The following is a 23,652-nucleotide window of genomic DNA, read 5'->3' as shown; positions in this document are numbered from 1 at the left end:
ACCGATCCTTAACTGATCAGCATTACAGCAATGCTGGCCTTTGGCAGAATCATTCAGGATCAGAAGCTGGCGTTACGCGGTGTACGCGGGAACGGAATAACATCACGCACGTTTTGTACGCCAGTAACGTAGGCTATCAGACGCTCAAAGCCCAGACCGAAACCGGAATGCGGAACGGTGCCGTAGCGGCGCAGATCGCGATACCACCAGTAGTCTTCTTTGTTCAGACCCATTTCCAGCATACGGGCATCCAGCACGTCCAGACGTTCTTCACGCTGGGAACCGCCGATGATTTCACCGATTCCCGGCGCCAGTACGTCCATTGCCGCGACGGTTTTACCGTCTTCGTTAAGGCGCATATAAAACGCTTTAATGTCTTTCGGGTAGTTTTTAACCACTACCGGCGCTTTAAAGTGCTCTTCCGCGAGGTAACGTTCATGCTCGGAAGACAGGTCCACGCCCCAGTAAACCGGGTTCTCGAACTTTTTACCGCATTTTTCCAGAATGCTTACCGCGTCGGTGTAATCCACCTGCGCGAAGTCAGCCTCAATGAAACGCTCCAGGCGTGAAACCGCGTCTTTGTCGACACGTTCGGCGAAGAATTTCATGTCATCTGCACGCTCATTCAGTACGGCCTTGAACGCGTACTTCAGCATGGCTTCAGCCAGACCCGCAACATCGTTCAGATCGGCAAACGCAACTTCCGGTTCCAGCATCCAGAACTCAGCCAGGTGGCGGCTGGTATTGGAGTTTTCTGCACGGAAGGTCGGTCCAAAGGTATAGATTTTGGACAGGGCACAGGCGTAGGTTTCGCCGTTCAGCTGACCTGAAACGGTCAGGAACGCTTCTTTACCAAAGAAGTCTTTATCGAAATCGACTTTACCCTGATCGTTACGCGGCAGGTTTTCCAGATCCAGCGTTGAAACGCGGAACATTTCACCGGCGCCTTCGGTATCGGAAGCGGTGATCAGCGGAGTGGATACCCAGAAGAAACCCTGCTCGTGGAAGAAACGATGCAGCGCTTGCGCCAGCGTATGACGAACGCGCGCGACTGCACCAATCATGTTGGTGCGCGGACGCATATGCGCCACTTCACGCAGGTACTCAATGCTGTGACGTTTAGCGGCCATTGGGTAGGTATCAGGATCGTCAACCCAGCCGGTCACTTCAACTTCGGTTGCCTGGATTTCAAAGCTCTGTCCCTGTCCTGGAGACGCAACGACTTTACCCGTTACGATAACCGAGCAGCCCGTCGTCAGACGTAATACGTCTTGATTGTAATTGGGCAGAGAATTATTGATGACGGCCTGTACAGGATCAAAGCAGGAACCGTCATAAACGGCGAGGAAGGAGATGCCAGCTTTTGAATCTCGGCGGGTACGCACCCATCCGCGCACGGTGACTTCGCTGTCAACGGCTACGCGGCCCTGGAGTACGTCGGCTACAGGCACTACGCTCATAATAGTCTCTCTGTTAATAGTCGGATATATAAACACATGTCCACCCGTAAATGGGGGGGATACCTATGTTACCTGGCATCTGCAATCAGACAAGCAGAATTCGTAGCTGGAGTGAAAGATTTCGGAAATAAACGCGAAAAGGGAGTCGAAACGACTCCCTGGAGAGATTAACTGGCTTTTTTGATATGCGGAAGATCGAAGGCTTTGCGCAGCGCGCGGACAAACGCTTTATCATGGCAAATAGTTTTACCCGGGCTGTCGGACAACTTCGCCACCGGTTTGCCGTTGCATTCGACCAGCTTGATAACGATATTCAGCGGCTTGACCTGAGGAATATTGCAGGTTAAGCGCGTGCCAATCCCAAAACTCAGCTGCACGCGAGAAGAGAAGTGGCAATACAGTTCGATTGCTTTCTGCAAATCGAGATTATCGGAGAACACTAGCGTTTTGCTCAGTGGATCGATACCCAATTTCTCGTAATGCGCGATGGCTTTTTCACCCCATTCCAGCGGATCGCCAGAGTCATGCCGCAGACCCTGATAGCGGGTCGCAAACTCAACGCCGAAATCGCGTAAAAAGGCGTCCATGGTGATGCAATCGGTCAGCGCAATGCCGAGTTGATTAGGGTATTCGTGCAACCAGGCGGCAAGTGCGACGCGCTGACTGGTGGCAAGTTCAGGGCTAATTTGTTGATGAGCCTGGAACCATTCGTGTGCCTGAGTCCCCATTGGCGTTAATGACAGGCGGCGGGCGAGATCGTAGTTACTGGTGCCCACAAACCATGGCTCTTGCTGGAGACGTTTAACAATCGCCTGCTGCACGTCACGCGAAAAACGACGGCGCGTACCAAAATCCATCAGATGGAAGCGGGACATATCGACATCTTTCGTTAAAGCAGAGAATTCGACTAGTTTGCCTTCCAGTTCATCCAGCGCCTGCGGCACACCGACTTCTGGCGAACGGTAGCGGTGCACCAGCTCGCTAATCACTGCCAGCAGCGGGACTTCCCACATGATGACTTCACGCCACGGGCCGGTTAAACGAATATTCAGCTTACCGTTATCGTTGGTGATGCATACCTGCTGCGGGTTATAGCGGAAATCGCGAAGCCAGCTGAGGTAATCAGCTTTAAAGAAAGGCAGGCCGGAGAGCCACTGGTACTCGTCCTCCTGCAGTTGCAGGTGCTGCATAGCATTCACCTGCTCGCGAATAGAATCGGCATAAATACCGAGCAGGTCATCGCCACGGCAACGAAATTCAGCCGCTACTTGTACATCATAGTAGTGGTGAAAAACGGCTTGCTGCATATGCAACTTATAAGCATCTGTATCCAGCAGCGAGTGCAGAACAGGAGAAGCGAATTGTGTCATAGGTGCGCAGTAGCATCCTCTCACGGGAGCGTTTAGTACAATAAACAACTAAGAAAACCGCTGGAGTATACCCTGTTTAGCGATTTATTGAACCCCGATCACACCATAAGCTGACTTTCTGGTCGAGGGCAATTCGTGCCTCGTGTTATACAAATGTAGCAAAAAGGGTGTTTGTGCCTGAAAAGATGAACATTCTGCGTAGCGCGATTTACGCAACAGGAATAGACTGAACCCGAGACTCTACCATAGATGCTAAAGGTTTTTTATGACACAACAGCCACAAGCCAAATACCGCCACGACTACCGTGCGCCGGATTACCAGATTACTGATATTGATTTGACCTTTGACCTGGATGCTGAAAAAACCGTGGTCACTGCCGTGAGCCAGGCTGTCCGTCATGGTGCGTCTGATGCCCCTCTGCGCCTGAATGGCGAGGATCTGACCCTGGTGTCAATCCACGTGAACGACGAACCGTGGACAGAGTATAAAGAAGAAGAAGGGGCGCTGGTCATCAGCCACCTGCCGGAACGTTTTACGCTGCGTATCGTGAATGAAATCAGTCCGGCGACGAATACCGCACTGGAAGGCCTGTATCAGTCCGGCGAAGCGCTGTGCACGCAGTGCGAAGCAGAAGGTTTCCGCCATATTACCTGGTATCTCGACCGTCCTGACGTGCTGGCACGGTTTACCACTAAAATTATCGCCGATAAAACCCGCTATCCGTTCCTGCTGTCTAACGGTAACCGCATTGCTCAGGGCGAACTGGACAACGGTCGTCACTGGTTACAGTGGCAGGATCCGTTCCCGAAACCATGCTACCTGTTTGCCCTGGTAGCCGGTGATTTCGATGTTCTGAGTGACACCTTTACCACCCGTTCCGGGCGAGAAGTGGCGTTAGAGCTGTACGTCGACCGCGGCAATCTGGATCGCGCACCGTGGGCGATGACCTCGCTGAAAAATTCCATGAAGTGGGATGAAGAGCGTTTTGGCCTTGAGTATGACCTCGATATCTACATGATTGTCGCGGTGGACTTCTTTAATATGGGCGCGATGGAGAATAAAGGTCTGAACATCTTTAATTCCAAATACGTGCTGGCGCGTACCGATACCGCCACCGACAAAGATTACCTCGATATTGAGCGCGTGATCGGCCACGAATACTTCCACAACTGGACCGGCAACCGTGTGACCTGCCGCGACTGGTTCCAGTTGAGCCTGAAAGAAGGCTTAACCGTGTTCCGCGACCAGGAGTTTAGCTCCGACCTTGGCTCTCGTGCCGTTAATCGGATCAGCAACGTGCGTACCATGCGCGGTCTGCAGTTTGCCGAAGACGCCAGCCCGATGGCGCATCCTATCCGCCCGGATAGTGTCATTGAGATGAACAACTTCTATACCCTGACCGTGTACGAAAAGGGCGCAGAAGTGATCCGGATGATCCACACCCTGCTGGGTGAAGCGAATTTCCAGAAGGGGATGCAGCTTTATTTTGAGCGCCATGATGGCAGCGCAGCGACCTGTGATGATTTCGTGCAGGCGATGGAAGATGCGTCTAACGTCGATCTCTCGCATTTCCGCCGTTGGTACAGTCAGTCCGGTACGCCGATTGTGACCGTACGTGATGACTATAACCCGGCCACCGAACAGTACACGCTGACGATAAGCCAACGTACGCCGGCTACACCGGATCAGGCAGAAAAACTGCCGCTGCATATTCCTTTTGCCATTGAGTTGTACGACAACGAAGGCAAAGTGATCCCGTTGCAAAAAGGCGGGCATCCGGTGAATTCTGTGCTCAACGTCACCCAGGCGGAACAAACCTTTGTCTTTGATAACGTCTACTTCCAGCCGGTTCCGGCGCTGCTGTGCGAATTCTCTGCACCGGTAAAACTGGAATATAAATGGAGCGATCAGCAGTTAACCTTCCTGATGCGTCACGCGCGTAACGATTTCTCTCGTTGGGATGCGGCGCAAAGCCTGTTGGCCACCTATATCAAGCTGAACGTTGCTCGCCATCAGCAAGGGCAACCGCTGTCGCTGCCGGTGCACGTGGCTGATGCGTTCCGTGCCATTTTGTTGGATGAGAAAATCGATCCGGCGCTGGCGGCAGAAATCCTGACGCTGCCTTCGGCGAATGAAATTGCCGAGCTGTTTGAGATTATCGATCCAGTGGCGATTACCGACGTGCGCGAGGCGTTAACCCGTACGCTGGCTGCCGAACTGGCAGATGAGTTCCTGGCCGTGTATAACGCCAACCATCTTGCAGAATACCGCGTTGAGCATGGCGATATTGGCAAACGCACGCTGCGTAATGCTTGTCTGCGTTTCCTGGCTTTCGGCGAAACGCATCTGGCAGATACCCTGGTGAGCAAGCAGTACCGTGAAGCCAATAACATGACTGATGCGCTGGCGGCCCTGTCAGCGGCGGTAGCGGCGCAGTTGCCGTGTCGCGATGCGCTGATGCAGGCGTATGACGACAAGTGGCATCATGACGGTCTGGTGATGGATAAATGGTTTATCCTGCAATCCACCAGCCCGGCGGACAACGTGCTGGAAACGGTACGCGGCCTGTTGCAGCATCGTTCCTTTAGCATGAGCAACCCGAACCGTATTCGTTCTTTGATTGGCGCTTTCGCGGGCAGCAACCCGGCGGCGTTCCATGCAGAAGACGGTAGCGGTTATCAGTTCCTGGTCGACATGCTGACCGAGCTGAACAGCCGTAACCCGCAGGTGGCCTCACGTTTGATTGAGCCGCTGATCCGCTTGAAACGTTATGATGCCAAACGCCAGGCGAAGATGCGTGCGGCGCTCGAGCAACTGAAAGGTCTGGAGAATCTGTCCGGCGATCTGTTCGAGAAGATAACCAAAGCGTTAGCCTGAGACGTTGACCTGTCGTTTTGTAGGCCGGAGAAGGCGGTAAAGCCGCCATCCGGCAAAATGCCCGGTGGCGCTCACGCTTACCGGGCCTACAATGTCCTGAATGTTTATCCATGCAGTCGGATTGACTGTTCTGCCTCGCCACGCTGCATCACCCGATTCAATACTTCTGCTTCCAGTTCTGCCAGGCGCACTGAACCTGGTCGGCGTGGACGTGGAATATCTACCGTCAAATCCAGACCAATTTTTCCCTCTTCAATCAGCAACACGCGATCGGCCATCGCCACCGCTTCGCTGACATCATGGGTGACCAGCAGTACGGTAAATCCCTGCTTTTGCCACAGCGAGACAATCAAATCTTGCATTTCCAGACGGGTTAACGCATCCAGTGCGCCCAGTGGTTCATCCAGCAACAGTAATCCGGGACGATGAATCAGTGCCCGTGCCAGCGCCACGCGCTGTTTTTGCCCACCGGAAAGGGCGGCAGGCCATTCCTGCGCCCGATTTTCCAGCCCAACAGACGTCAGTGCATCCCGGGCTGCATCTTGCCAGTGGCCATTAAGGCCCAGTCCTACGTTATCAATGACCGACTTCCACGGCAGCAGGCGTGCGTCCTGAAACATCATTCGCGTATCATGCTGAATATCTGCCAGCGGCGCGGTGCCGGCGAACAATTCCCCTGAGGTGGGCGATTCCAGACCGGCCAGCAGACGCAGCAGGGTACTTTTCCCGCCGCCGCTGCGGCCCACCACGGCAACAAATTGCCCCGCTGGAACAGGCAAATCTAGCTGATTGAGCACCGTATTGGCGCCGTAGCGTTTTGTTACGCCGCTAAGCAGTAGCGGAATTCCCTGATTTAAACGCGTGGTATTCATACGGTGACCTCCTTCGCATGGTAAGCCGGGTTCCAGCGTAGCCAGCTACGTTCCAGTAGTTGCGCGCTGATGTCGGCCAACTTGCCGAGCAGGGCGTAGAGAATGATGGCCACCACGACCACATCCGTTTGCAGAAATTCGCGGGCATTCATTGCCAGGTAGCCGATGCCAGCGTTCGCTGAAATGGTTTCTGCCACGATAAGCGTCAGCCACATCAGCCCAAGGGAAAAACGTACGCCTACCATGATCGAGGGCAGAGCGCCGGGCAGGATCACATGGATAAACAGTGAAATACCGGATAACCCATAGCTGCGAGCCATTTCCACCAGCCCGCGATCGATATTGCGGATCCCGTGCCAGGTATTGATGTAAATAGGGAACAAGGTACCCAGTGCAACGAGAAAGATCTTGGCGGATTCATCAATACCGAACCACAAAATGACCAGAGGGATCAGCGCCAGATGCGGTATGTTACGCAGCATCTGCACCGAGGTGTCCAGCAACCGTTCCCCCCAGCGTGACAGGCCGCTTATCAGCCCCAGCGTCAGGCCAATCGATCCGCCAATAGAAAAGCCGATCGCTGCCCGCCAGGTACTGATCGCCAGATGCTGCCAAAGCTCACCGCTGACGGAAAGCGTCCAGAAGGCTTCCACCACACCTTCCGGAGAGGGCAGGATGCGGGTGGACAGCCAGCCCATGGACGATGCCAGCTGCCAGAGCGCCACCAGACCAACCGGTAAAAACCACGGAGCAAAGCGCAGTAACCACTTATTTTGCGGCGTTGCCATCATCGGGCTCCTTAGCGTTGCGCGACGCTACGCGGAATAAATTCGTTCGCCACGGCTTCACCTTGTTGATGCAGGCGTTGCGGCTGCGGTATTTCTGGGATCGAGACATCCAGATGCGGGAACAGCAGTTCGCCGACCTTGTACGCCTCTTCCAGATGTGGATACCCGGACAACACAAAGCTGTCGATACCCAGCGCGGCATACTCGTTAATCCGTGCCGCCACCGTTGGACCATCCCCCACCAGTGCGGTCCCGGCCCCGCCACGTACCAGTCCAACGCCCGCCCACAAGTTCGGGCTAATTTCCAGTTGGTCGCGCTTGCCGTTGTGCAGCGCTGCCATTCGGTGCTGGCCCACAGAGTCGGTTCTGGCGAAAGCGGCCTGGGCTTTGGCAATGGTGTCATCATCCAGATGGGCAATCAGGCGATCCGCTGCCTGCCATGCCTCTGCGGTGGTTTCGCGCACAATCACGTGCAGGCGAATACCAAAGCGGATCTTACGCCCAAGCGCCGCTGCTTTTGCCCGTACTTGCTCTATCTTCTCTTTCACCAATTCGGGCGGTTCACCCCAGGTCAGGTAGAGATCCACCTGCTCAGCGGCCAGTTCCTGCGCTACGTCGGAAGACCCGCCGAAGTACAGTGGCGGATGGGGTTGTTGCACGGGCGGGAAAAAGAGTTTTGCCCCATGGACGTGAACGTGTTTACCGTTAAAATCCACGGTGTCGCCCTGTAGCAAGCGTCGCCATACCTGGGTAAATTCAGCGGAGGCTTCATAACGCTCAGTGTGATCGAGAAAAACACCATCACCTGCTAACTCTTGTGGATCGCTCCCGGTTACCAAATTAAACAGCGCCCGACCGTTAGACAGTCTGTCGAGCGTCGCCGCCTGGCGTGCTGCCACCGTGGGGGACGTCACGCTGGGGCGCAGCGCGACCAGAAATTTTAACCGCTGGGTGACTGGGATCATTGAGGCGGCAACCAGCCAGGCATCTTCACAGGAGCGGCCTGTCGGGATCAGTACCCCGGTAAATCCCAGGCGGTCGGCAGTTTGCGCGATTTGTTGCAGATAACCATGATCGACCGGGCGTGCACCTTCTTCTGTTCCCAGATAATGGCCGTCACCGTGAGTGGGTAAAAACCAGAACATGTTCAGACTCATAATTTTGCTCCTGTCTGCTGGGTGGGTTGCCAGATACGCTGGCGAATGTCGATTTTTTTCGGCACCAGCCGATTGTCATAAAACAGATCGGCAGTTTGTTGCTGCAATGCGGCAACAGAAGCGCTGACGGGCGTAATGGAGGTTGGCGGGCGATGGTCCAGATAGGACGCTATGACCGGCTCAGGCAGCCCCATTGTTTTCGCCAACAGGGTAATGCTCTGCTGGCGTTGGCTGAGCGTTAAGGCATCGGCCTGGCTGAAGGTGTCCAGCACGCCAGGAATAAATGCGCTGTTTTTCTCGGCATAAGGGCGTGCGGCGAGATAAAACGATCCGGTCTGTTTAAGATCGGTTCCGTCTTTGAGTACGCGTACATCACCCTGCAGCAAGGCGGCGGAGTAGTACGGATCCCAAATTGCCCATGCATCCACATTCCCCTGTTGGAAAGCGGCACGCGCATCGGCGGGCGTCAGCCAGGTGGCCTGGATATCGGTAAACTTCAACCCGGCCTGCTGCAGGGCCCTCAACAGCAGATTGTGCGCGCTGGAGCCTTTCTGGAAGGCGACCTTATGCCCTTTAAGTTCTGCGACGGTGTGGATGGGGCTGTCTTTCGGTACCAAAATCACTTCTGCATGCGGTTTTGGCGGTTCGACGCCGACATAGACCAGATCGGCCCCGGCGGCCTGAGCAAAAATCGGCGGGATATCACCCGTGCTGCCCAGATCGATGCTGCCGATATTGAGCGCCTCCAGCATTTGCGGGCCGGCTGGAAACTCCACCCAGGAGATTTTTGTTTGCGGGTAACGTTTTTCCAGCAACTGATGGCTTTTAGCCAGCACCATGCTGACGCTGCCTTTCTGATAGCCAATGCGCAGGGCGTCTGGCGCGGTCTCTGCGGCGTGAACCAGCGTGGATAAAGACAGCAGTCCGGTCAGCGCCAGCCACGATGTATGGCGTTTGAGTAAATTAAGCATGGGCGGCACCCCGCAGCGTGTTCACGTGCACAAATTGGACATCACGACGCTGCAACGCCTGCCAAAAGGTCTCGAGTGCACTGTCCAGGCGTAATTGCAGGTTCGGCGTAAACTGCGGCTTATGTTGATAATCAATAACCTGCGAATCATCGGCGAAAACGCCGTGCAGGATCTCCTGGGCCTTCAGTGCGCTGAGTACTGGTTTCAGGGCGTAATCGACGGCCAGTAAATGTGCCACGGTGCCGCCGGTGGCCAGTGGCAACACGACTTTGCCTTCCAGTGCACGTTCGGGGAGCAGGTCGAGCAAGGTTTTCAATGCCCCGGAATAGGCCGCTTTGTAGACCGGCGTGGCGACAATCAGTCCGTCTGCATCCTGCAACTGTTCGATAAACGTCTTCAGTGCCGGACTGTCGAAGCGCGCATAGATCAGATCCTCGGGCTCAAAATTGTGCAGATTCCAGTGATAGACCTCGACATCCTGTCCATGCAGTTTTTCTCGCGCATATTCCAGTAGGGCGCTGGAGCGAGAGGGGAAGCGTGGGCTTCCCGCCAGAGTGATAACGCGCATATTTATATTCTCTCCTTATAACCAATTGTTCGTTTTTATTTAACATTGATAACAATTTGTGCAGTCTGGCAGAGAGATTTTGTTTATCGAAATGATTTATGCGGGATAGAAAAGTTGAAAAATGCATAAAACGAGGAGAAGAAAGAAAACGTTTGCGTTTTATTGCCGCAGGTCAATTCCCTTTTTGTTCATGATCGCACATAATACGCCCCCGGTTTGCACACCGGGAATCCAGGAGAGTTCATGTACTACCCCTTCGTTCGTAAAGCCCTTTTTCAGCTCGATCCAGAGCGCGCTCATGAATTGACATTCCAGCAATTACGTCGCATTACGGGCACGCCGCTCGAAGCGCTTGTCCGCCAGAAAGTACCGGCAAAACCGGTGACCTGCATGGGGCTGACATTTAAGAATCCGCTCGGTCTTGCCGCCGGGCTGGATAAAGACGGGGAGTGCATTGATGCACTCGGTGCAATGGGGTTCGGCTCAATTGAGATAGGCACCGTGACGCCACGTCCTCAATCGGGTAATGATAAGCCACGTCTTTTCCGTCTGGTTGACGCAGAAGGTTTGATCAACCGCATGGGCTTCAATAACCTGGGCGTTGATAACCTGGTAGAGAACGTTAAGAAATCGCATTTTGACGGCATTCTGGGGATCAATATTGGTAAGAACAAAGATACCCCGGTAGAGAATGGTAAAGATGACTATCTGATTTGTATGGAAAAAGTCTATGCTTATGCTGGCTATATTGCGATTAATATTTCCTCACCTAATACACCAGGGTTACGCACGCTGCAATACGGCGAAGCGCTGGATGATTTGCTGACGGCAATTAAAAATAAGCAAAACGATCTCCAGGCGATCCACCATAAATATGTTCCGGTGGCGGTAAAGATCGCCCCGGATCTTTCTGAAGAAGAACTGATCCAGGTAGCCGACAGTTTAGTTCGCCATAATATTGATGGCGTCATTGCCACCAACACCACGCTCGATCGCTCCCTGGTACAGGGAATGAAAAATTGCGATCAAATGGGTGGCCTGAGTGGTCGACCGTTACAATTAAAAAGCACCGAAATTATTCGCATGTTGTCCCGGGAATTAAAAGGGCAACTGCCGATTATCGGGGTTGGCGGTATCGACTCAGTCATCGCTGCGCGTGAGAAAATAGCCGCAGGGGCTTCCCTGGTTCAGATTTATTCCGGCTTTATTTTTAAAGGCCCGCCGTTGATTAAAGAAATCATCACCAATATCTGAATACTACCTTAATCACAAACCAGGGCTTTATTTCTGGCCCTGGTTGTTTTATATTCCTTTACTGTTGCTTATTTAAACATTCTGAGCTTTTATTATTAGGGCAATAAACGAAGCGGCAAAAGGATACTGTCGTAACGACGATGATTAAGGAATGGAGAGATACTGATGCGAATTAAACCCGACGATAACTGGCGCTGGTATTATGATGAAGAGCACGATCGTATGATGCTCGATTTAGCCAATGGCATGTTATTTCGTTCGCGTTTTGCGCGCAAAATGCTCACACCCGATGCATTCTCTCCGTCCGGTTTTTGCGTTGATGATGCCGCGCTTTATTTTTCTTTTGAAGAAAAATGCCGTGATCTGGATTTAGCCAAAGAACAAAAAGCGGAGCTGGTACTCAATGCGCTGGTGGCTATTCGTTATCTAAAACCGCAAATGCCAAAAAGCTGGCACTTTGTGGCGCACACTGTTAGTTGGTCACCGAGGACAGGTGACGCTGCCTGCGTGTATTTAAGCGATACCGAGGAACAGGTCAATCTGTTAGTGGTTGAGCCGGGGGAAAATGCGGCCCTGTGTCTGTTGGCACAACCGGGCGTGGTTATTGCCGGGCGCACCATGCAGCTTGGCGACGCCATTAAAATCATGAATGACAGACTGAAACCGCAACTCCCTGTCGACAGTTTCAGCCTTGAGCAGGCCGTTTAACTCTCCAGCCTGACCGCTGTTTTTGGCACACAACTGCAGCAAAGAATCGTCCCGTCATCACCCATCGCTGATTTTTTCAGCGGACTGACTTCGCCCTCTACCAGCCGAATCCGGCAGCATCCGCAGATCCCCGCCCTGCACGAATAAGGAACCCGGATCCCCTGGTTTTCCAGTTGTTCCAGTAACACCTGTTGATTGTTGCCACGAAAGGTGTGCCCCTGCCAGTCGATAAGTACGCTGGCATCAGGCTGCTGCTGTTGTGCAACAGTGTCATCGGAAGCCACCGCGCCGTAAGCTCGGGCGGGCCCGGTGGCCAAAATTTCAACTTCATCGCCAACGCGGATCACGCCGCTGTTGCGGGCAATGAGATTCTGACCGAAATCAACATCGCCGTTGTCCACCGCACTGCGGAAGGTTTGCAGCGTTGCCAGCGGCTCGCCGGACGGATGCTTCTGGCCTTTTTCAGGGCTGATAGTGGTGAAAATACAGCGGCTGCAGGGTTTTGACACATCAAAGATGACCTCGCCAATGCGAATCACCTTCCAGGTGTCTTCTTCCCAGGCGCTAGCCCCTGAGACCACCAGGTTGGGGCGAAACTGCTCCATTCGGATACTGGCTGGGCAGCGTTGCTGCACATCGCGCAGTGAGGCTTCATTAGTCAGAAGGTAAGGAAAACCATCGGCGAACGAGAGCGGTACGCCGTCGTGGCGTTTGACCCGGCGGGTTAGCTGTGGGCCAACCCAGCGCAACTGTACATCGCGCGAGAAAAAACCGCTGAGCCACTGATTGATAGCTGTTGGCGCGATACGTGCAGTAAAATGGTTTCCCCAGACTTCTGTTGGCGCATCCTGGGTGGTGAAGTCGGCAAAACGGACCACCGCACTGCTGCCGGCGGGTGCGGTTAAGTGCAACCCATCGTGTAAAGGGGAAGGGGTAAAACGGACCATCTGGGGGAACTGCCGGGCGGTGATGAACGTTCCGTCGGGTTCGGTAACCATAAAGATGCGGTCAAAGGCCAGACCGCTAACGTCTGCCAGGGCGTGCGTGAGCCCAATACCGCGCATTGATTTAACCGGATGAACAAAAAGTCGGGTTAACGTTACCACTGTACAGCCCCTCGAACGAAAATAAGCCTTCAACTTTATGACAAGGGCGCGAGATTAGCTATAATGCGCAGCAATTTTATTGGAGTAAAAGTGACATTATGAATTCTCTGTTTGCCAGTACGGCCCGTGGGCTGGAAGAGCTGTTAAAAACTGAACTGGAAAACCTCGGCGCCGCGGAGTGCCAGGTGGTTCAGGGTGGGGTCCATTTTAAGGGCGACACGCGGCTTGTTTACCAGAGCCTGATGTGGAGCCGCCTGGCCTCGCGCATTATCCTGCCGATGGGAGAGTGCAAGGTCTACAGCGATCTTGATCTGTACCTCGGTGTTCAGGCAATCGACTGGACAGAGATATTTAACCCTGGAGCGACGTTTGCCGTGCATTTTAGCGGCTTGAACGACACCATTCGCAACAGCCAGTACGGCGCATTAAAAGTAAAGGACGCGATTGTCGATTCCTTTACCCGTAAAAATATGGCCCGTCCGAATGTGGATCGCGAATCCCCGGATCTGCGTATCAACGTCTGGCTGAACAAAGATACCGCCAGCATAGCCCTCGATCTTAGCGGTGATGGTCTGCATCAGCGCGGCTATCGCGATCGTGCCGGTCAGGCGCCGATCAAAGAGACGCTGGCTGCGGCTATCGTGATGCGTTCTGGCTGGCAGCCGGGTACGCCGCTGCTCGATCCGATGTGTGGTTCCGGTACGCTGCTGATTGAAGCCGCGATGTGGGCAACCGATCGCGCACCCGGTCTGCACCGTGGCTACTGGGGCTTTAACGGTTGGGCGCAGCATGATGAAGCGGTCTGGCAAGAGGTGAAAGCGGAAGCACAGGTTCGCGCGCGTAAAGGGCTGGCGGACTATACGTCGCACTTCTATGGCTCTGATAGCGACGTCCGAGTGATTGAGAAAGCGCGCAGCAACGCCCGCCGCGCTGGGATTGCCGATCTGGTGACATTTGACGTCAAAGACGTAGCGAAACTGAGTAACCCGCTACCGCAAGGTCCGTATGGTACCGTTATCAGCAACCCGCCGTACGGTGAACGTCTGGATAGCGAACCGGCGCTGATCGCATTGCACAGCCTGCTGGGCCGCACGATGAAAAACCAGTTTGGCGGCTGGAATCTGTCGCTGTTCAGCGCCTCACCGGATTTGCTCAGCAGTCTGCAATTGCGCGCTGACAAGCAGTTTAAAGCCAAAAATGGCCCGCTGGATTGCGTACAAAAAAACTATCACGTCGCGGAAACCACCGCAGACAGCAAGCCTGCCACGGTGGCGGAAGACTACGCTAACCGTCTGCGTAAAAATATCAAAAAGCTGGAAAAATGGGCGCGTCAGGAAGGCATTGAATGCTATCGCCTGTACGATGCTGACCTGCCAGAATACAACGTCGCGGTCGACCGCTACGGTGACTGGGTTGTGGTTCAGGAATACGCGCCGCCGAAGACGGTTGATGCCCAGAAGGCTCGCCAGCGTCTGTTTGACATCATTGCCGCCACGCTGTCGGTACTGGAGATTGCGCCGAATAAACTGGTGCTGAAAACCCGTGAACGGCAGAAAGGGAAAAACCAGTATCAGAAGATGAATGAGAAGGGTGAATTTATTGAGGTGAGCGAGTACAACGCGCGCCTGTGGGTTAACCTGACCGACTATCTTGATACCGGTCTGTTCCTGGACCACCGTATAGCGCGCCGCATGCTGGGCCAGATGAGCAAGGGTAAAGATTTCCTCAATCTGTTCTCGTATACCGGCAGCGCCAGCGTACACGCCGGGCTTGGCGGTGCGCGCAGCACCACAACGGTCGATATGTCTCGTACTTATCTGGAGTGGGCGGAACGTAACCTGCGACTCAACGGGCTGAGCGGCCGCGCGCATCGTTTAATTCAGGCCGACTGCCTGGGCTGGCTGCGCGAAGCCAATGAACAGTTTGATCTGATCTTCATCGATCCACCGACCTTCTCTAACTCAAAACGTATGGAAGACTCGTTTGACGTGCAGCGCGATCATCTGGCGCTAATGAAAGATCTGAAGCGTCTGCTGCGTAAAGACGGCACGATCATGTTCTCTAACAACAAACGTGGATTCCGTATGGATCTCGACGGACTGGCTGAACTGGGATTGAAAGCACAAGAAATTACCCAAAAAACGCTTTCTCAGGACTTTGCCCGTAACCGTCAGATCCACAATTGCTGGCTGATTACCGCAGCCTGAAAGGAAAAATAAATGTCATTAATCAGTATGCATGGTGCATGGCTGTCGTTCAGCGATGCGCCGCTTCTTGATAATGCTGAACTGCATATCGAAGATAACGAGCGCGTTTGTCTGGTTGGCCGTAACGGCGCGGGCAAATCGACGCTGATGAAGATCCTCAACCGTGAGCAGGGTCTTGACGACGGACGTATTATTTATGAACAGGATCTGGTTGTGGCACGTCTGCAGCAGGATCCGCCGCGTAACGTGCAGGGTACCGTCTACGATTTCGTTGCCGAAGGGATTGCAGAGCAGGCGGTGTATCTCAAGCGTTACCATGATATTTCGCATCTGGTGATCACCGATCCGAGTGATAAAAACCTGCAGGAACTGGCGAAGGTTCAGGAACAGCTGGATCACCACAATCTGTGGCAACTGGAAAACCGCATCAATGAAGTACTGGAACAGCTTGGGCTGGAGCCAGACATGGAACTGGCATCGCTTTCCGGGGGGTGGCTGCGTAAAGCCGCACTGGGCCGGGCGTTAGTCAGCAATCCACGCGTATTGTTGCTGGATGAACCGACCAACCATCTGGATATCGAAACCATCGACTGGCTGGAAGGGTTCCTGAAAACCTTCAATGGAACGATCATCTTCATTTCTCACGACCGTTCGTTTATTCGCAATATGGCAACGCGTATTGTCGATCTCGATCGCGGCAAGCTGGTGACCTATCCGGGTAATTACGATCAGTACCTGCTGGAGAAAGAAGAAGCGCTGCGTGTAGAAGAGCTACAGAATGCGGAGTTTGATCGCAAACTGGCGCAGGAAGAGGTCTGGATCCGTCAGGGCATTAAAGCGCGCCGTACACGTAACGAAGGCCGCGTACGTGCGCTGAAGGCGATGCGTCGTGAGCGTGGCGAGCGTCGTGAAGTGATGGGTACTGCGAAGATGCAGGTCGAAGAGGCGAGCCGTTCGGGTAAAATCGTCTTTGAAATGGAGAATGTTGATTACCAGATTAACGGTAAACAACTGGTGAAAGACTTCTCGGCGCAGGTACAGCGTAGTGACAAAATTGCGCTAATTGGACCTAACGGTTGCGGTAAAACAACGCTAATCAAGCTGATGTTGGGTCAGTTACAGGCTGACAGCGGTCGTATCCATGTCGGTACCAAGCTGGAAGTGGCTTATTTTGACCAACACCGCGCGGAGCTGGATCCGGATAAAACCGTCATGGATAACCTGTCGGAAGGTAAGCAAGAGGTGATGGTCAACGGTAAACCACGTCACGTGCTGGGCTACCTGCAGGACTTCCTGTTCCACCCTAAGCGTGCGATGACACCAGTGCGTGCGCTCTCCGGTGGGGAACGAAACCGTCTGTTACTGGCGCGTCTTTTTCTGAAGCCCAGCAATCTTTTGATTCTCGATGAACCAACGAACGATCTCGACGTCGAAACGCTGGAACTTCTCGAAGAGTTGATTGACGGTTATCAGGGAACCGTGTTGCTGGTTAGCCACGATCGTCAGTTTGTTGATAACACCGTTACCGAGTGTTGGATCTTCGAAGGCGGCGGCAAAATTGGTCGTTATGTAGGCGGTTACCATGACGCACGTGAGCAGCAGTCACAGTATGTGGCGTTTAAACAGCCTGTTGCCAAAAAAACAGAGGAAGTTGCTGCCCCTAAAGCAGAAATTGTAAAACGCGGCACCAGCAAACTAAGCTATAAACACCAGCGCGAACTGGAGCAGCTCCCTGCGCAGCTTGAAGAGCTGGAAGCTAAACTGGAAACGTTGCAGGCCCAGGTTGCTGATGCTTCTTTTTTCAGTCAGCCACATGAGCAAACGCAGCAGGTATTAGCTAATCTGAGCGAAGCGGAACAAGAACTTGAGCAAGCCTTTGAGCGCTGGGAGTATCTTGAGTCTTTGAAGAATGGCGCATAATTAAAGGAGCGCATATGTGCGAACATCACCATGCCGCGAAGCATATTTTGTGCTCGCAGTGTGACATGCTGGTGGCATTACCGAGCCTGACGCATGGTCAAAAAGCGGCATGTCCAAGATGTGGCACGACATTAACCGTTGCGTGGGACGCGCCAAGACAGCGTCCCACCGCGTATGTTATCGCAGCATTGTTCATGCTGCTTTTATCGAACCTTTTTCCCTTTGTGAACATGAATGTCGCAGGGGTGAGCAGCGAAGTCACGTTGCTGGAAATCCCCGGCGTTCTGTTTTCAGAAGACTACGCCAGTCTTGGCACCTTCTTTTTATTATTCGTGCAGTTGGTTCCTGCTTTTTGCCTGTTCACCATCTTATTGCTGGTGAACCGGGTTGAGATGCCCTGGCGGCTGAAAGCGTGGCTGGCGCGGATTCTGTTTCAGTTAAAAAGCTGGGGAATGGCAGAAATTTTCCTCGCAGGCGTGTTGGTGAGCTTTGTTAAGCTGATGGCCTATGGCGATATCGGCGTGGGGAGCAGCTTTATCCCGTGGTGCCTGTTTTGCGTTCTTCAGCTGCGCGCCTTTCAGTGTGTTGATCGTCGCTGGCTGTGGGATGATATCGCGCCAATGCCGGAGGTTAAGCAGGTCTTAAAGCCCGGTGTACCTGGTATTCACCAGGGGCTACGTTCCTGCTCCTGTTGTACCGCGATTCTTCCCGCTGACGAGCCGGTCTGCCCGCGCTGTCAGACAACGGGCTACGTGCGACGTAAAAACAGTCTGCAATGGACGCTGGCACTCCTGTTCACGTCGATCATGCTGTATCTGCCCGCCAATATTATGCCGATCATGATTACCGATTTGTTAGGGTCAAAACTGCCATCAACCATTATTGAAGGCGTCGTTTTAATCTGGAGCGAAGGTTCTTATCCAGTGGCGGCGGTCATCTTTATTGCCAGTATTCTGGTGCCGACGCTAAAAATGATCGCCATTGCCTGGCTGTGCTGGGATGCCAAAGGGCACGGCAAACGCGACAGTGAACGTATGCATTTCATTTATGAAGTTGTGGAATTTGTCGGTCGTTGGTCAATGATCGATGTTTTTGTTATTGCGGTACTCTCTGCGCTGGTGCGTATGGGAGGGTTGATGAACATTTATCCTGCAATGGGTGCATTGATGTTTGCTTTAGTCGTCATTATGACAATGTTTTCTGCGATGACGTTTGATCCACGTCTGTCGTGGGACCGTGAACCAGAACCAGGCCATGAGGAGTCCTGACAGCATGGAATCTAAAAGTGGGGAAGCCAAAGTGCAAAAGGTTAAAAACTGGTCGCCCGTGTGGATATTCCCAATCGTCACCGCACTCATCGGCGCGTGGGTCCTGTTTTATCACTACAGTCATCAGGGGCCGGTCGTCACGCTGATTACAACCAACGCTGAAGGTATTGAAGGTGGTAAAACCACGATCAAGAGCCGCAGCGTGGATGTCGGTGTCGTTGAGAGCGCCACACTGACCGACGATTTGACGCATGTGGAGATTAAAGCACGTCTCAATTCTGGTATGGAAAAGCTGCTGCATAAAGACTCGGTCTTTTGGGTAGTGAAGCCGCAGGTGGGACGTGAAGGTATCAGTGGCTTAGGCACGCTGTTATCCGGGGCGTATATTGAACTGCAGCCGGGTAACAAAGGCAGCCAGCTCGCCAATTATCAGTTGCTGGACTCTCCACCGCTGGCACCGCCAGATGCGAAGGGGATCCGCGTGATTTTGGACAGCAAAAAAGCCGGTCAGCTTAGCCCGGGAGACCCGGTGTTGTTCCGCGGGTATCGCGTAGGGTCAGTTGAGACCAGCACCTTTGATGCGCAAAAACGCTCCATCAGCTATCAGCTTTTCATTAATGCGCCAAACGATCGCCTGGTCACCAGCAACGTACGTTTCTGGAAGGACAGCGGTATTGCCGTCGATCTCACCTCAGCGGGGATGCGCGTAGAAATGGGATCGCTAACTACGCTGTTTGGCGGTGGAGTCAGCTTTGATGTGCCGGAGGGGTTAGAACAAGGCCAGCCGGTTGCACAACAGGCTACGTTCAGCCTCTATGACGATCAAAAAAGTATTCAGGACTCGCTGTATACGGATCACATTGATTACCTGATGTTCTTTAAAGACTCGATTCGCGGGTTGCAGCCAGGTGCGCCGCTGGAGTTCCGTGGTATTCGCCTCGGTACGGTTAGCAAGGTGCCTTTCTTTGCCCCGAATATGCGTCAGGTGTTCAATGATGATTACCGTATTCCGGTGCTGGTGCGTATTGAACCTGAACGCTTGAAGGCGCAGTTGGGGGAGGATACTGATGTCGGTTCCCATCTGGCGGAATTGCTCAAGCGTGGGTTAAGAGGCTCCCTGAAAACAGGGAATCTGGTCACCGGGGCGCTGTATGTCGATCTGGACTTCTATCCGAAAGAACCGCCAATTTCGGGCGTGCGCGAATTTAATGGTTATCAAATTATCCCGACCGTGAGTAGTGGTCTGGCGCAGATCCAGCAACGTTTGATGGAAGCGTTGGATAAGATAAATAATCTGCCGCTGAATCCGATGATCGAGCAGGCGACCACGACGCTTTCAGAAAGCCAGCGCACGATGAAACATCTGCAAACGACGCTGGATAACATGAATAAGATCACCGGTAGCCAGTCGATGCAGCAGCTTCCTGCGGATATGCAGAATACACTGCGCGAACTGAATCGTAGTATGCAGGGCTTCCAGCCAGGTTCTGCGGCCTATAACAAGATGGTGGCAGATATGCAGCGTCTTGATCAGGTTCTGCGTGAGCTGCAGCCGGTATTGAAAACGTTGAACGATAAGAGTAACGCGCTGGTGTTTGAAGCGAAGGACAAAAAAGATCCAGAGCCGAAGAGGGCGAAACAATGAAAAAGTGGCTAGTGGTGATGATGGCGGTCTGGCTGACGTCATGTAGCTCCAGCGGAGAGAATAAAAGCTATTACCAGCTCCCTATCGCCCAAGGGGGCGTACAGAGTAGCGCTAACCAGGGTAACCGTCTGTTGTGGGTTGAGCAGGTGGCGGTACCGGATTACCTGGCAGGTAATGGCGTGGTGTACCAAACCAGTGATGTGAAGTACGTTATTGCCAACAGTAATCTGTGGGCCAGCCCGTTAGATCAGCAGTTGCGTAACACTCTCGTCGCCAACCTGAGCACGCAGTTGCCAGGGTGGGTGGTTGCCTCTCAACCGTTGGGCAGTACGCAGGACACGCTCAATGTGACGGTAACCGGCTTCCATGGCCGCTACGATGGTAAAGTGATCGTCAGTGGTGAATGGTTGCTGAATCACCAGGGACAACTGATTAAGCGCCCGTTCCACATCGAAGCCATGCAGACGCAAGATGGCTATGATGAGATGGTGAAGGTACTGGCCAGCGCATGGAGTCAGGAGGCGACGGCTATCGCTCAAGAACTGAAACGCATTCCTTAAGCTTAAATAATTGTAAATTACACCGCCTTCGGCTCAGCGCCCTGGGCGGTTTTTTTTATTTTTTTCGCGATTGATATAACTGTTCTGACTCATGATTTTTGTATAGATGATTTACCGGGTAGCTCACAAATATGACACTGGCGTGAATTTTGCGCATTGACGAGTCAGATGTTTCGGGGTATTCGTTTAGTGTGATTGCACACTTAGTAATCACTGTTTTCTTTTCCACCAGACCCAAAGATGAGGGAAACGAGGCATGAAGAGACAAAAACGAGATCGCCTGGAACGGGCACATCAACGTGGATATCAGGCCGGCATCGCCGGACGCTCAAAAGAAATGTGTCCCTATCAGACGCTGAATCAAAGGTCATACTGGCTGGGAGGCTGGCGAGAAGCCATGGGGGATAGGGTGTTAATGGCCTGATTCTGTCTCTTTAGATAAAAGAAACCTCCGCATTGCGGAGGTTTCGCCTTTTGTAGCGTCTTATCAGGCTAACAGATGTCCGCAATTAGAACGCAGACGTATCCTGGAAAAGGCCTACTTTCAGATCGTTCGCCGTGTAGATCAGACGACCATCAACCAGCACTTCACCATCGGCCAGGCCCATGATCAGGCGGCGGTTAACGATACGTTTGAAGTGAATGCGGTAAGTGACTTTCTTCGCGGTCGGCAGAACCTGACCGGTGAATTTTACTTCACCCACGCCCAGTGCGCGGCCTTTACCTTCACCACCGAGCCAGCCGAGATAGAATCCAACCAGCTGCCACATGGCATCCAGACCCAGGCAGCCTGGCATCACCGGATCGCCAATAAAATGGCAACCGAAGAACCACAGGTCCGGGTTGATATCCAGTTCAGCTTCAACATAACCTTTGTCAAAGTTGCCACCGGTTTCGGTCATCTTGATGACACGGTCCATCATCAGCATGCTTGGTGCAGGCAGTTGTGGGCCTTTTGCGCCAAACAGCTCACCGCGACCAGAGGCAAGAAGGTCTTCTTTTGTATAGGATTCGCGTTTATCTACCATGTTCTCTGTAAGCCTTATCTTATTGAAGCACGCAGGATAGCTAACACGTGTACGCTGAACAAGTCCGATCAGTTCGGAATAATCCAGTTCAGCCAACGCAGCGGCCATGGAAAACGGTGACGACCTTCCTGTTGCGTTGCCGCAGCAATACGCTCCTGGATAGTTTGCATCAACGTTGTTTGGCCTTCGCCATCCCACACCAAATTTAACAACAGTGGCAACGCATCGGTCACGTCATCCACCGCCCAAATAGTGAACTTCTCTTCTTCAACGGCCTGTAACAGGGCTGGCGGCAGGCTCAGGTGCCTGACGTTGGCTGAAGGGATAATCACGCCCTGCGTACCGGTTAATTCACGCTGCTGGCAGATAGTGAAGAAACCTTCAATTTTCTCGTTCAGGCCACCGACAGGTTGCGCCCGGCCAAACTGATCGACAGAACCGGTAATCGCGATGCTTTGATTGACAGGAACATCGGCAAGGGCGCTAATTAATGCGCACAGTTCAGCCATGGATGCACTGTCTCCATCTACTTCGCTGTAGGATTGCTCGAAGGTTAGCGAGGCAGAGAAGGGGATTTGCTGTTCGAGCTGCAGTTCCGACATCAGGAACGCCTGCATGATCATCATACCCTTGGCATGAATATTTCCGCCCAGTTCGGCTTTACGCTCAACATCGGTAAATTCGCCATCGCCAATATGCACAACGCAGCTGATACGAGAAGGTTCACCAAACGCGCGAGGATGCCCTGGAAACTCAATCACCGACAGCGCGTTTATTTGTCCAATTTGCTCGCCTTCCGTCTCGATAAGGATCTGCTCTTGCAGGATTTCATCCTGCATGCGTTCGGCCAGGAAACCTTCCCGCCATTCGCGTTGCGCCAGCATCAGACCCAGCTGTTCTGCGCTGCAGGTTTCGCCTTCACAAAGGGGGGCCACTTCCTTGAACTGGCGGATGATCCACAGCGGATTAAGCGGTAATGTCGCCTGATCGCCGGTATAACGAACGGCCTCACGCACCAGCGTTTGCCAGGCGTCAGGGGCGGGAAAGGGAAGATTGTTGCGTATGGCGGTATGCGTGACCCACTGACACCACTGGGTCATGGTTTCAACATCCACTATCTGCAGATTATCTTCAAACTCGCTGTAAATTGCCTGTTCAGCTAATTCTGGTTCCATTTCCTGGAAATCGGCCAGCGACTCACGCTCACCGACTAACACCACTTTCAGTTTCAGCGGCATAGACGGTACGGAGACAGGAAGTGGACGAGATTCGTCGAAAGCTACCCAGTCAAAGCGCTCGTGGCTGACAATGGCTTTCAGGCGCATCCACAGCAGGGGTTGAGCCAATAGGGTGCGTAATGAGATAACCAGCACGCCCCCGTTTGCCTGATGCACCAGTCCCGGTTGCAGCGCAATTTCACCATTGAACTGACGCAAACAGCCAAACAGTTGTTCGGCTTCAACCCAGTCAGCATTGACTACCTGAGTTAAGGTCGCAAAATTGTCTTCTGCGTGCTGTGCTGTACGGTAACGGATCGTGTGCCCAGAGATGTCGTAATGACCTCCGGTTAAGCTTCCGGCATCCGTATGTAATGAGCGCGCAGCCGTGGCGATAAGATTGAGATACTCAAGCTCTTCCGGCGCTTTCACCAGCATAAAGGAGGACGTCGCCCATTGCTGAAGCAGTTGCTCAAGCGCAAATTGTAAGCGTGGTTGAGTATCACTGAGTAAGGTATCGGTTTCGTCAGTGACGTGCGGCTGTGCAAATATTTCCTGATAACTGTCAGTATCAGGAACCAGATCACGCCATGCAAGTTTCGTAATGGTCAAAGTTGATGTTTTTTAGTCTGTTGTAAAAAACGAGATTATACCGTAACCGTCAGCACTGCACAC

Annotated in this window: 19 protein-coding genes; 9 read left to right on the top strand and 10 right to left on the bottom strand. The window is 53.1% G+C overall.

All coding sequences use genetic code 11. The features are described 5' to 3' along the window. Positions 1-59 precede the first annotated feature (59 nt). Both asnS and pncB read right to left on the bottom strand, forming a co-directional pair. Positions 60-1,460, bottom strand: coding sequence for an asparagine--tRNA ligase (asnS, locus tag FDW98_RS15930; protein WP_096757659.1), 1,401 nt, complete (start codon positions 1,458-1,460; stop codon positions 60-62). Between the two features lie 167 nt (positions 1,461-1,627). After that, on the bottom strand, positions 1,628-2,830 hold the full coding sequence (gene pncB, locus FDW98_RS15925; protein ID WP_096757658.1) for a nicotinate phosphoribosyltransferase: 1,203 nt from the start codon (positions 2,828-2,830) through the stop codon (positions 1,628-1,630). Between the two features lie 265 nt (positions 2,831-3,095). Between pncB and pepN the strand changes: the two genes are divergently transcribed. Beyond that, a complete protein-coding gene (pepN, locus tag FDW98_RS15920; RefSeq protein WP_096757657.1) occupies positions 3,096-5,708 on the top strand; it encodes an aminopeptidase N in 2,613 nt (870 codons plus the stop codon). A gap of 104 nt (positions 5,709-5,812) precedes the next feature. Here pepN and ssuB read toward each other — a convergent pair whose 3' ends face one another. The 5 genes from ssuB to ssuE are packed head-to-tail and all read right to left on the bottom strand — an operon-like array spanning position 5,813 to position 10,064. Further along, a complete protein-coding gene (gene ssuB, locus FDW98_RS15915; RefSeq protein WP_096757656.1) occupies positions 5,813-6,580 on the bottom strand; it encodes an aliphatic sulfonates ABC transporter ATP-binding protein in 768 nt (255 codons plus the stop codon). After that, positions 6,577-7,368, bottom strand: a complete 792-nt coding sequence (ssuC, locus tag FDW98_RS15910) for an aliphatic sulfonate ABC transporter permease SsuC (protein ID WP_096757655.1) — start codon at positions 7,366-7,368, stop codon at positions 6,577-6,579. The genes ssuB and ssuC overlap by 4 nt, the downstream gene beginning before the upstream one ends. Positions 7,369-7,379: 11 nt before the next feature. Next, the gene (gene ssuD / locus FDW98_RS15905; protein WP_096757654.1) at positions 7,380-8,525 is read right to left on the bottom strand and encodes an FMNH2-dependent alkanesulfonate monooxygenase; all 1,146 of its coding nucleotides are present in this window, start codon (positions 8,523-8,525) and stop codon (positions 7,380-7,382) included. Next, a complete protein-coding gene (locus FDW98_RS15900) occupies positions 8,522-9,496 on the bottom strand; it encodes a sulfonate ABC transporter substrate-binding protein (RefSeq protein WP_096757653.1) in 975 nt (324 codons plus the stop codon). Before FDW98_RS15900 ends, ssuD begins: the two co-directional genes overlap by 4 nt. Further along, positions 9,489-10,064, bottom strand: a complete 576-nt coding sequence (gene ssuE / locus FDW98_RS15895) for an NADPH-dependent FMN reductase (protein WP_096757652.1) — start codon at positions 10,062-10,064, stop codon at positions 9,489-9,491. The genes FDW98_RS15900 and ssuE overlap by 8 nt, the downstream gene beginning before the upstream one ends. A gap of 243 nt (positions 10,065-10,307) precedes the next feature. On the opposite strand from ssuE, the gene pyrD reads away from it, so the two are divergent. Continuing rightward, the gene (pyrD, locus tag FDW98_RS15890; RefSeq protein ID WP_096757651.1) at positions 10,308-11,318 is read left to right on the top strand and encodes a quinone-dependent dihydroorotate dehydrogenase; all 1,011 of its coding nucleotides are present in this window, start codon (positions 10,308-10,310) and stop codon (positions 11,316-11,318) included. 165 nt (positions 11,319-11,483) lie between these two features. Next, positions 11,484-12,026 carry a cell division protein ZapC gene (gene zapC, locus FDW98_RS15885; RefSeq protein WP_096757650.1) on the top strand — a complete coding sequence of 181 codons (543 nt, stop codon included), beginning with the start codon at positions 11,484-11,486 and terminating at the stop codon, positions 12,024-12,026. On the opposite strand, the gene FDW98_RS15880 is transcribed toward zapC, so the two are convergent. Next, a complete protein-coding gene (locus FDW98_RS15880) occupies positions 12,023-13,132 on the bottom strand; it encodes a YcbX family protein (RefSeq protein ID WP_096757649.1) in 1,110 nt (369 codons plus the stop codon). The genes zapC and FDW98_RS15880 overlap by 4 nt on opposite strands. A 98-nt stretch (positions 13,133-13,230) precedes the next feature. Here FDW98_RS15880 and rlmKL point away from each other — a divergent pair, with 98 nt between their 5' ends. The 6 genes from rlmKL to rmf all read left to right on the top strand — a co-directional run bounded on the left by rlmKL (position 13,231) and on the right by rmf (position 21,156). Continuing rightward, positions 13,231-15,339, top strand: a complete 2,109-nt coding sequence (gene rlmKL / locus FDW98_RS15875; protein WP_096757648.1) for a bifunctional 23S rRNA (guanine(2069)-N(7))-methyltransferase RlmK/23S rRNA (guanine(2445)-N(2))-methyltransferase RlmL — start codon at positions 13,231-13,233, stop codon at positions 15,337-15,339. 12 nt (positions 15,340-15,351) lie between these two features. Beyond that, complete coding sequence (locus tag FDW98_RS15870) at positions 15,352-17,259, top strand: ABC transporter ATP-binding protein (protein WP_096757647.1); 1,908 nt, start codon at positions 15,352-15,354, stop codon at positions 17,257-17,259. 14 nt (positions 17,260-17,273) lie between these two features. Further along, the gene (gene pqiA / locus FDW98_RS15865; protein ID WP_096757646.1) at positions 17,274-18,527 is read left to right on the top strand and encodes a membrane integrity-associated transporter subunit PqiA; all 1,254 of its coding nucleotides are present in this window, start codon (positions 17,274-17,276) and stop codon (positions 18,525-18,527) included. Positions 18,528-18,531: 4 nt separating this feature from the next. Next, positions 18,532-20,172, top strand: coding sequence for an intermembrane transport protein PqiB (gene pqiB, locus FDW98_RS15860; protein WP_096757645.1), 1,641 nt, complete (start codon positions 18,532-18,534; stop codon positions 20,170-20,172). After that, positions 20,169-20,732, top strand: a complete 564-nt coding sequence (pqiC, locus tag FDW98_RS15855) for a membrane integrity-associated transporter subunit PqiC (RefSeq protein WP_096757644.1) — start codon at positions 20,169-20,171, stop codon at positions 20,730-20,732. Before pqiB ends, pqiC begins: the two co-directional genes overlap by 4 nt. 256 nt (positions 20,733-20,988) lie before the next feature. Continuing rightward, positions 20,989-21,156 (top strand): ribosome modulation factor, encoded by a 168-nt coding sequence (gene rmf / locus FDW98_RS15850; RefSeq protein ID WP_003035871.1) that lies wholly within the window; start codon positions 20,989-20,991, stop codon positions 21,154-21,156. An 85-nt stretch (positions 21,157-21,241) separates the two neighbouring features. On the opposite strand, the gene fabA is transcribed toward rmf, so the two are convergent. Both fabA and FDW98_RS15840 read right to left on the bottom strand, forming a co-directional pair. Further along, entirely contained in the window at positions 21,242-21,760 is a 519-nt protein-coding gene (gene fabA / locus FDW98_RS15845; protein ID WP_003035875.1) for a bifunctional 3-hydroxydecanoyl-ACP dehydratase/trans-2-decenoyl-ACP isomerase, read from the bottom strand. 68 nt (positions 21,761-21,828) lie between these two features. Further along, a complete protein-coding gene (locus FDW98_RS15840; RefSeq protein ID WP_096757642.1) occupies positions 21,829-23,589 on the bottom strand; it encodes a Lon protease family protein in 1,761 nt (586 codons plus the stop codon). Positions 23,590-23,652: the final 63 nt, after the last annotated feature.

The sequence above is a fragment of the Citrobacter sp. wls711 genome, assembly GCF_005281055.1.
Taxonomy (GTDB): domain Bacteria; phylum Pseudomonadota; class Gammaproteobacteria; order Enterobacterales; family Enterobacteriaceae; genus Citrobacter; species Citrobacter gillenii.
The sequence above is the reverse complement of the archived record's forward strand: the minus strand, read 5'-3'. Positions and strand labels throughout refer to the sequence as shown.

Excerpts from the sequence above, each read along its gene's own strand:
- asnS (WP_096757659.1), bottom strand. The coding sequence starts at position 1,460 with ATGAGCGTAGTGCCTGTAGCCGACGTACTCCAGGGCCGCGTAGCCGTT.
- pncB (WP_096757658.1), bottom strand. The coding sequence starts at position 2,830 with ATGACACAATTCGCTTCTCCTGTTCTGCACTCGCTGCTGGATACAGAT.
- pepN (WP_096757657.1), top strand. The coding sequence starts at position 3,096 with ATGACACAACAGCCACAAGCCAAATACCGCCACGACTACCGTGCGCCG.
- ssuB (WP_096757656.1), bottom strand. The coding sequence starts at position 6,580 with ATGAATACCACGCGTTTAAATCAGGGAATTCCGCTACTGCTTAGCGGC.
- ssuC (WP_096757655.1), bottom strand. The coding sequence starts at position 7,368 with ATGGCAACGCCGCAAAATAAGTGGTTACTGCGCTTTGCTCCGTGGTTT.
- ssuD (WP_096757654.1), bottom strand. The coding sequence starts at position 8,525 with ATGAGTCTGAACATGTTCTGGTTTTTACCCACTCACGGTGACGGCCAT.
- FDW98_RS15900 (WP_096757653.1), bottom strand. The coding sequence starts at position 9,496 with ATGCTTAATTTACTCAAACGCCATACATCGTGGCTGGCGCTGACCGGA.
- ssuE (WP_096757652.1), bottom strand. The coding sequence starts at position 10,064 with ATGCGCGTTATCACTCTGGCGGGAAGCCCACGCTTCCCCTCTCGCTCC.
- pyrD (WP_096757651.1), top strand. The coding sequence starts at position 10,308 with ATGTACTACCCCTTCGTTCGTAAAGCCCTTTTTCAGCTCGATCCAGAG.
- zapC (WP_096757650.1), top strand. The coding sequence starts at position 11,484 with ATGCGAATTAAACCCGACGATAACTGGCGCTGGTATTATGATGAAGAG.
- rlmKL (WP_096757648.1), top strand. The coding sequence starts at position 13,231 with ATGAATTCTCTGTTTGCCAGTACGGCCCGTGGGCTGGAAGAGCTGTTA.
- FDW98_RS15870 (WP_096757647.1), top strand. The coding sequence starts at position 15,352 with ATGTCATTAATCAGTATGCATGGTGCATGGCTGTCGTTCAGCGATGCG.
- pqiA (WP_096757646.1), top strand. The coding sequence starts at position 17,274 with ATGTGCGAACATCACCATGCCGCGAAGCATATTTTGTGCTCGCAGTGT.
- pqiB (WP_096757645.1), top strand. The coding sequence starts at position 18,532 with ATGGAATCTAAAAGTGGGGAAGCCAAAGTGCAAAAGGTTAAAAACTGG.
- pqiC (WP_096757644.1), top strand. The coding sequence starts at position 20,169 with ATGAAAAAGTGGCTAGTGGTGATGATGGCGGTCTGGCTGACGTCATGT.
- rmf (WP_003035871.1), top strand. The coding sequence starts at position 20,989 with ATGAAGAGACAAAAACGAGATCGCCTGGAACGGGCACATCAACGTGGA.
- fabA (WP_003035875.1), bottom strand. The coding sequence starts at position 21,760 with ATGGTAGATAAACGCGAATCCTATACAAAAGAAGACCTTCTTGCCTCT.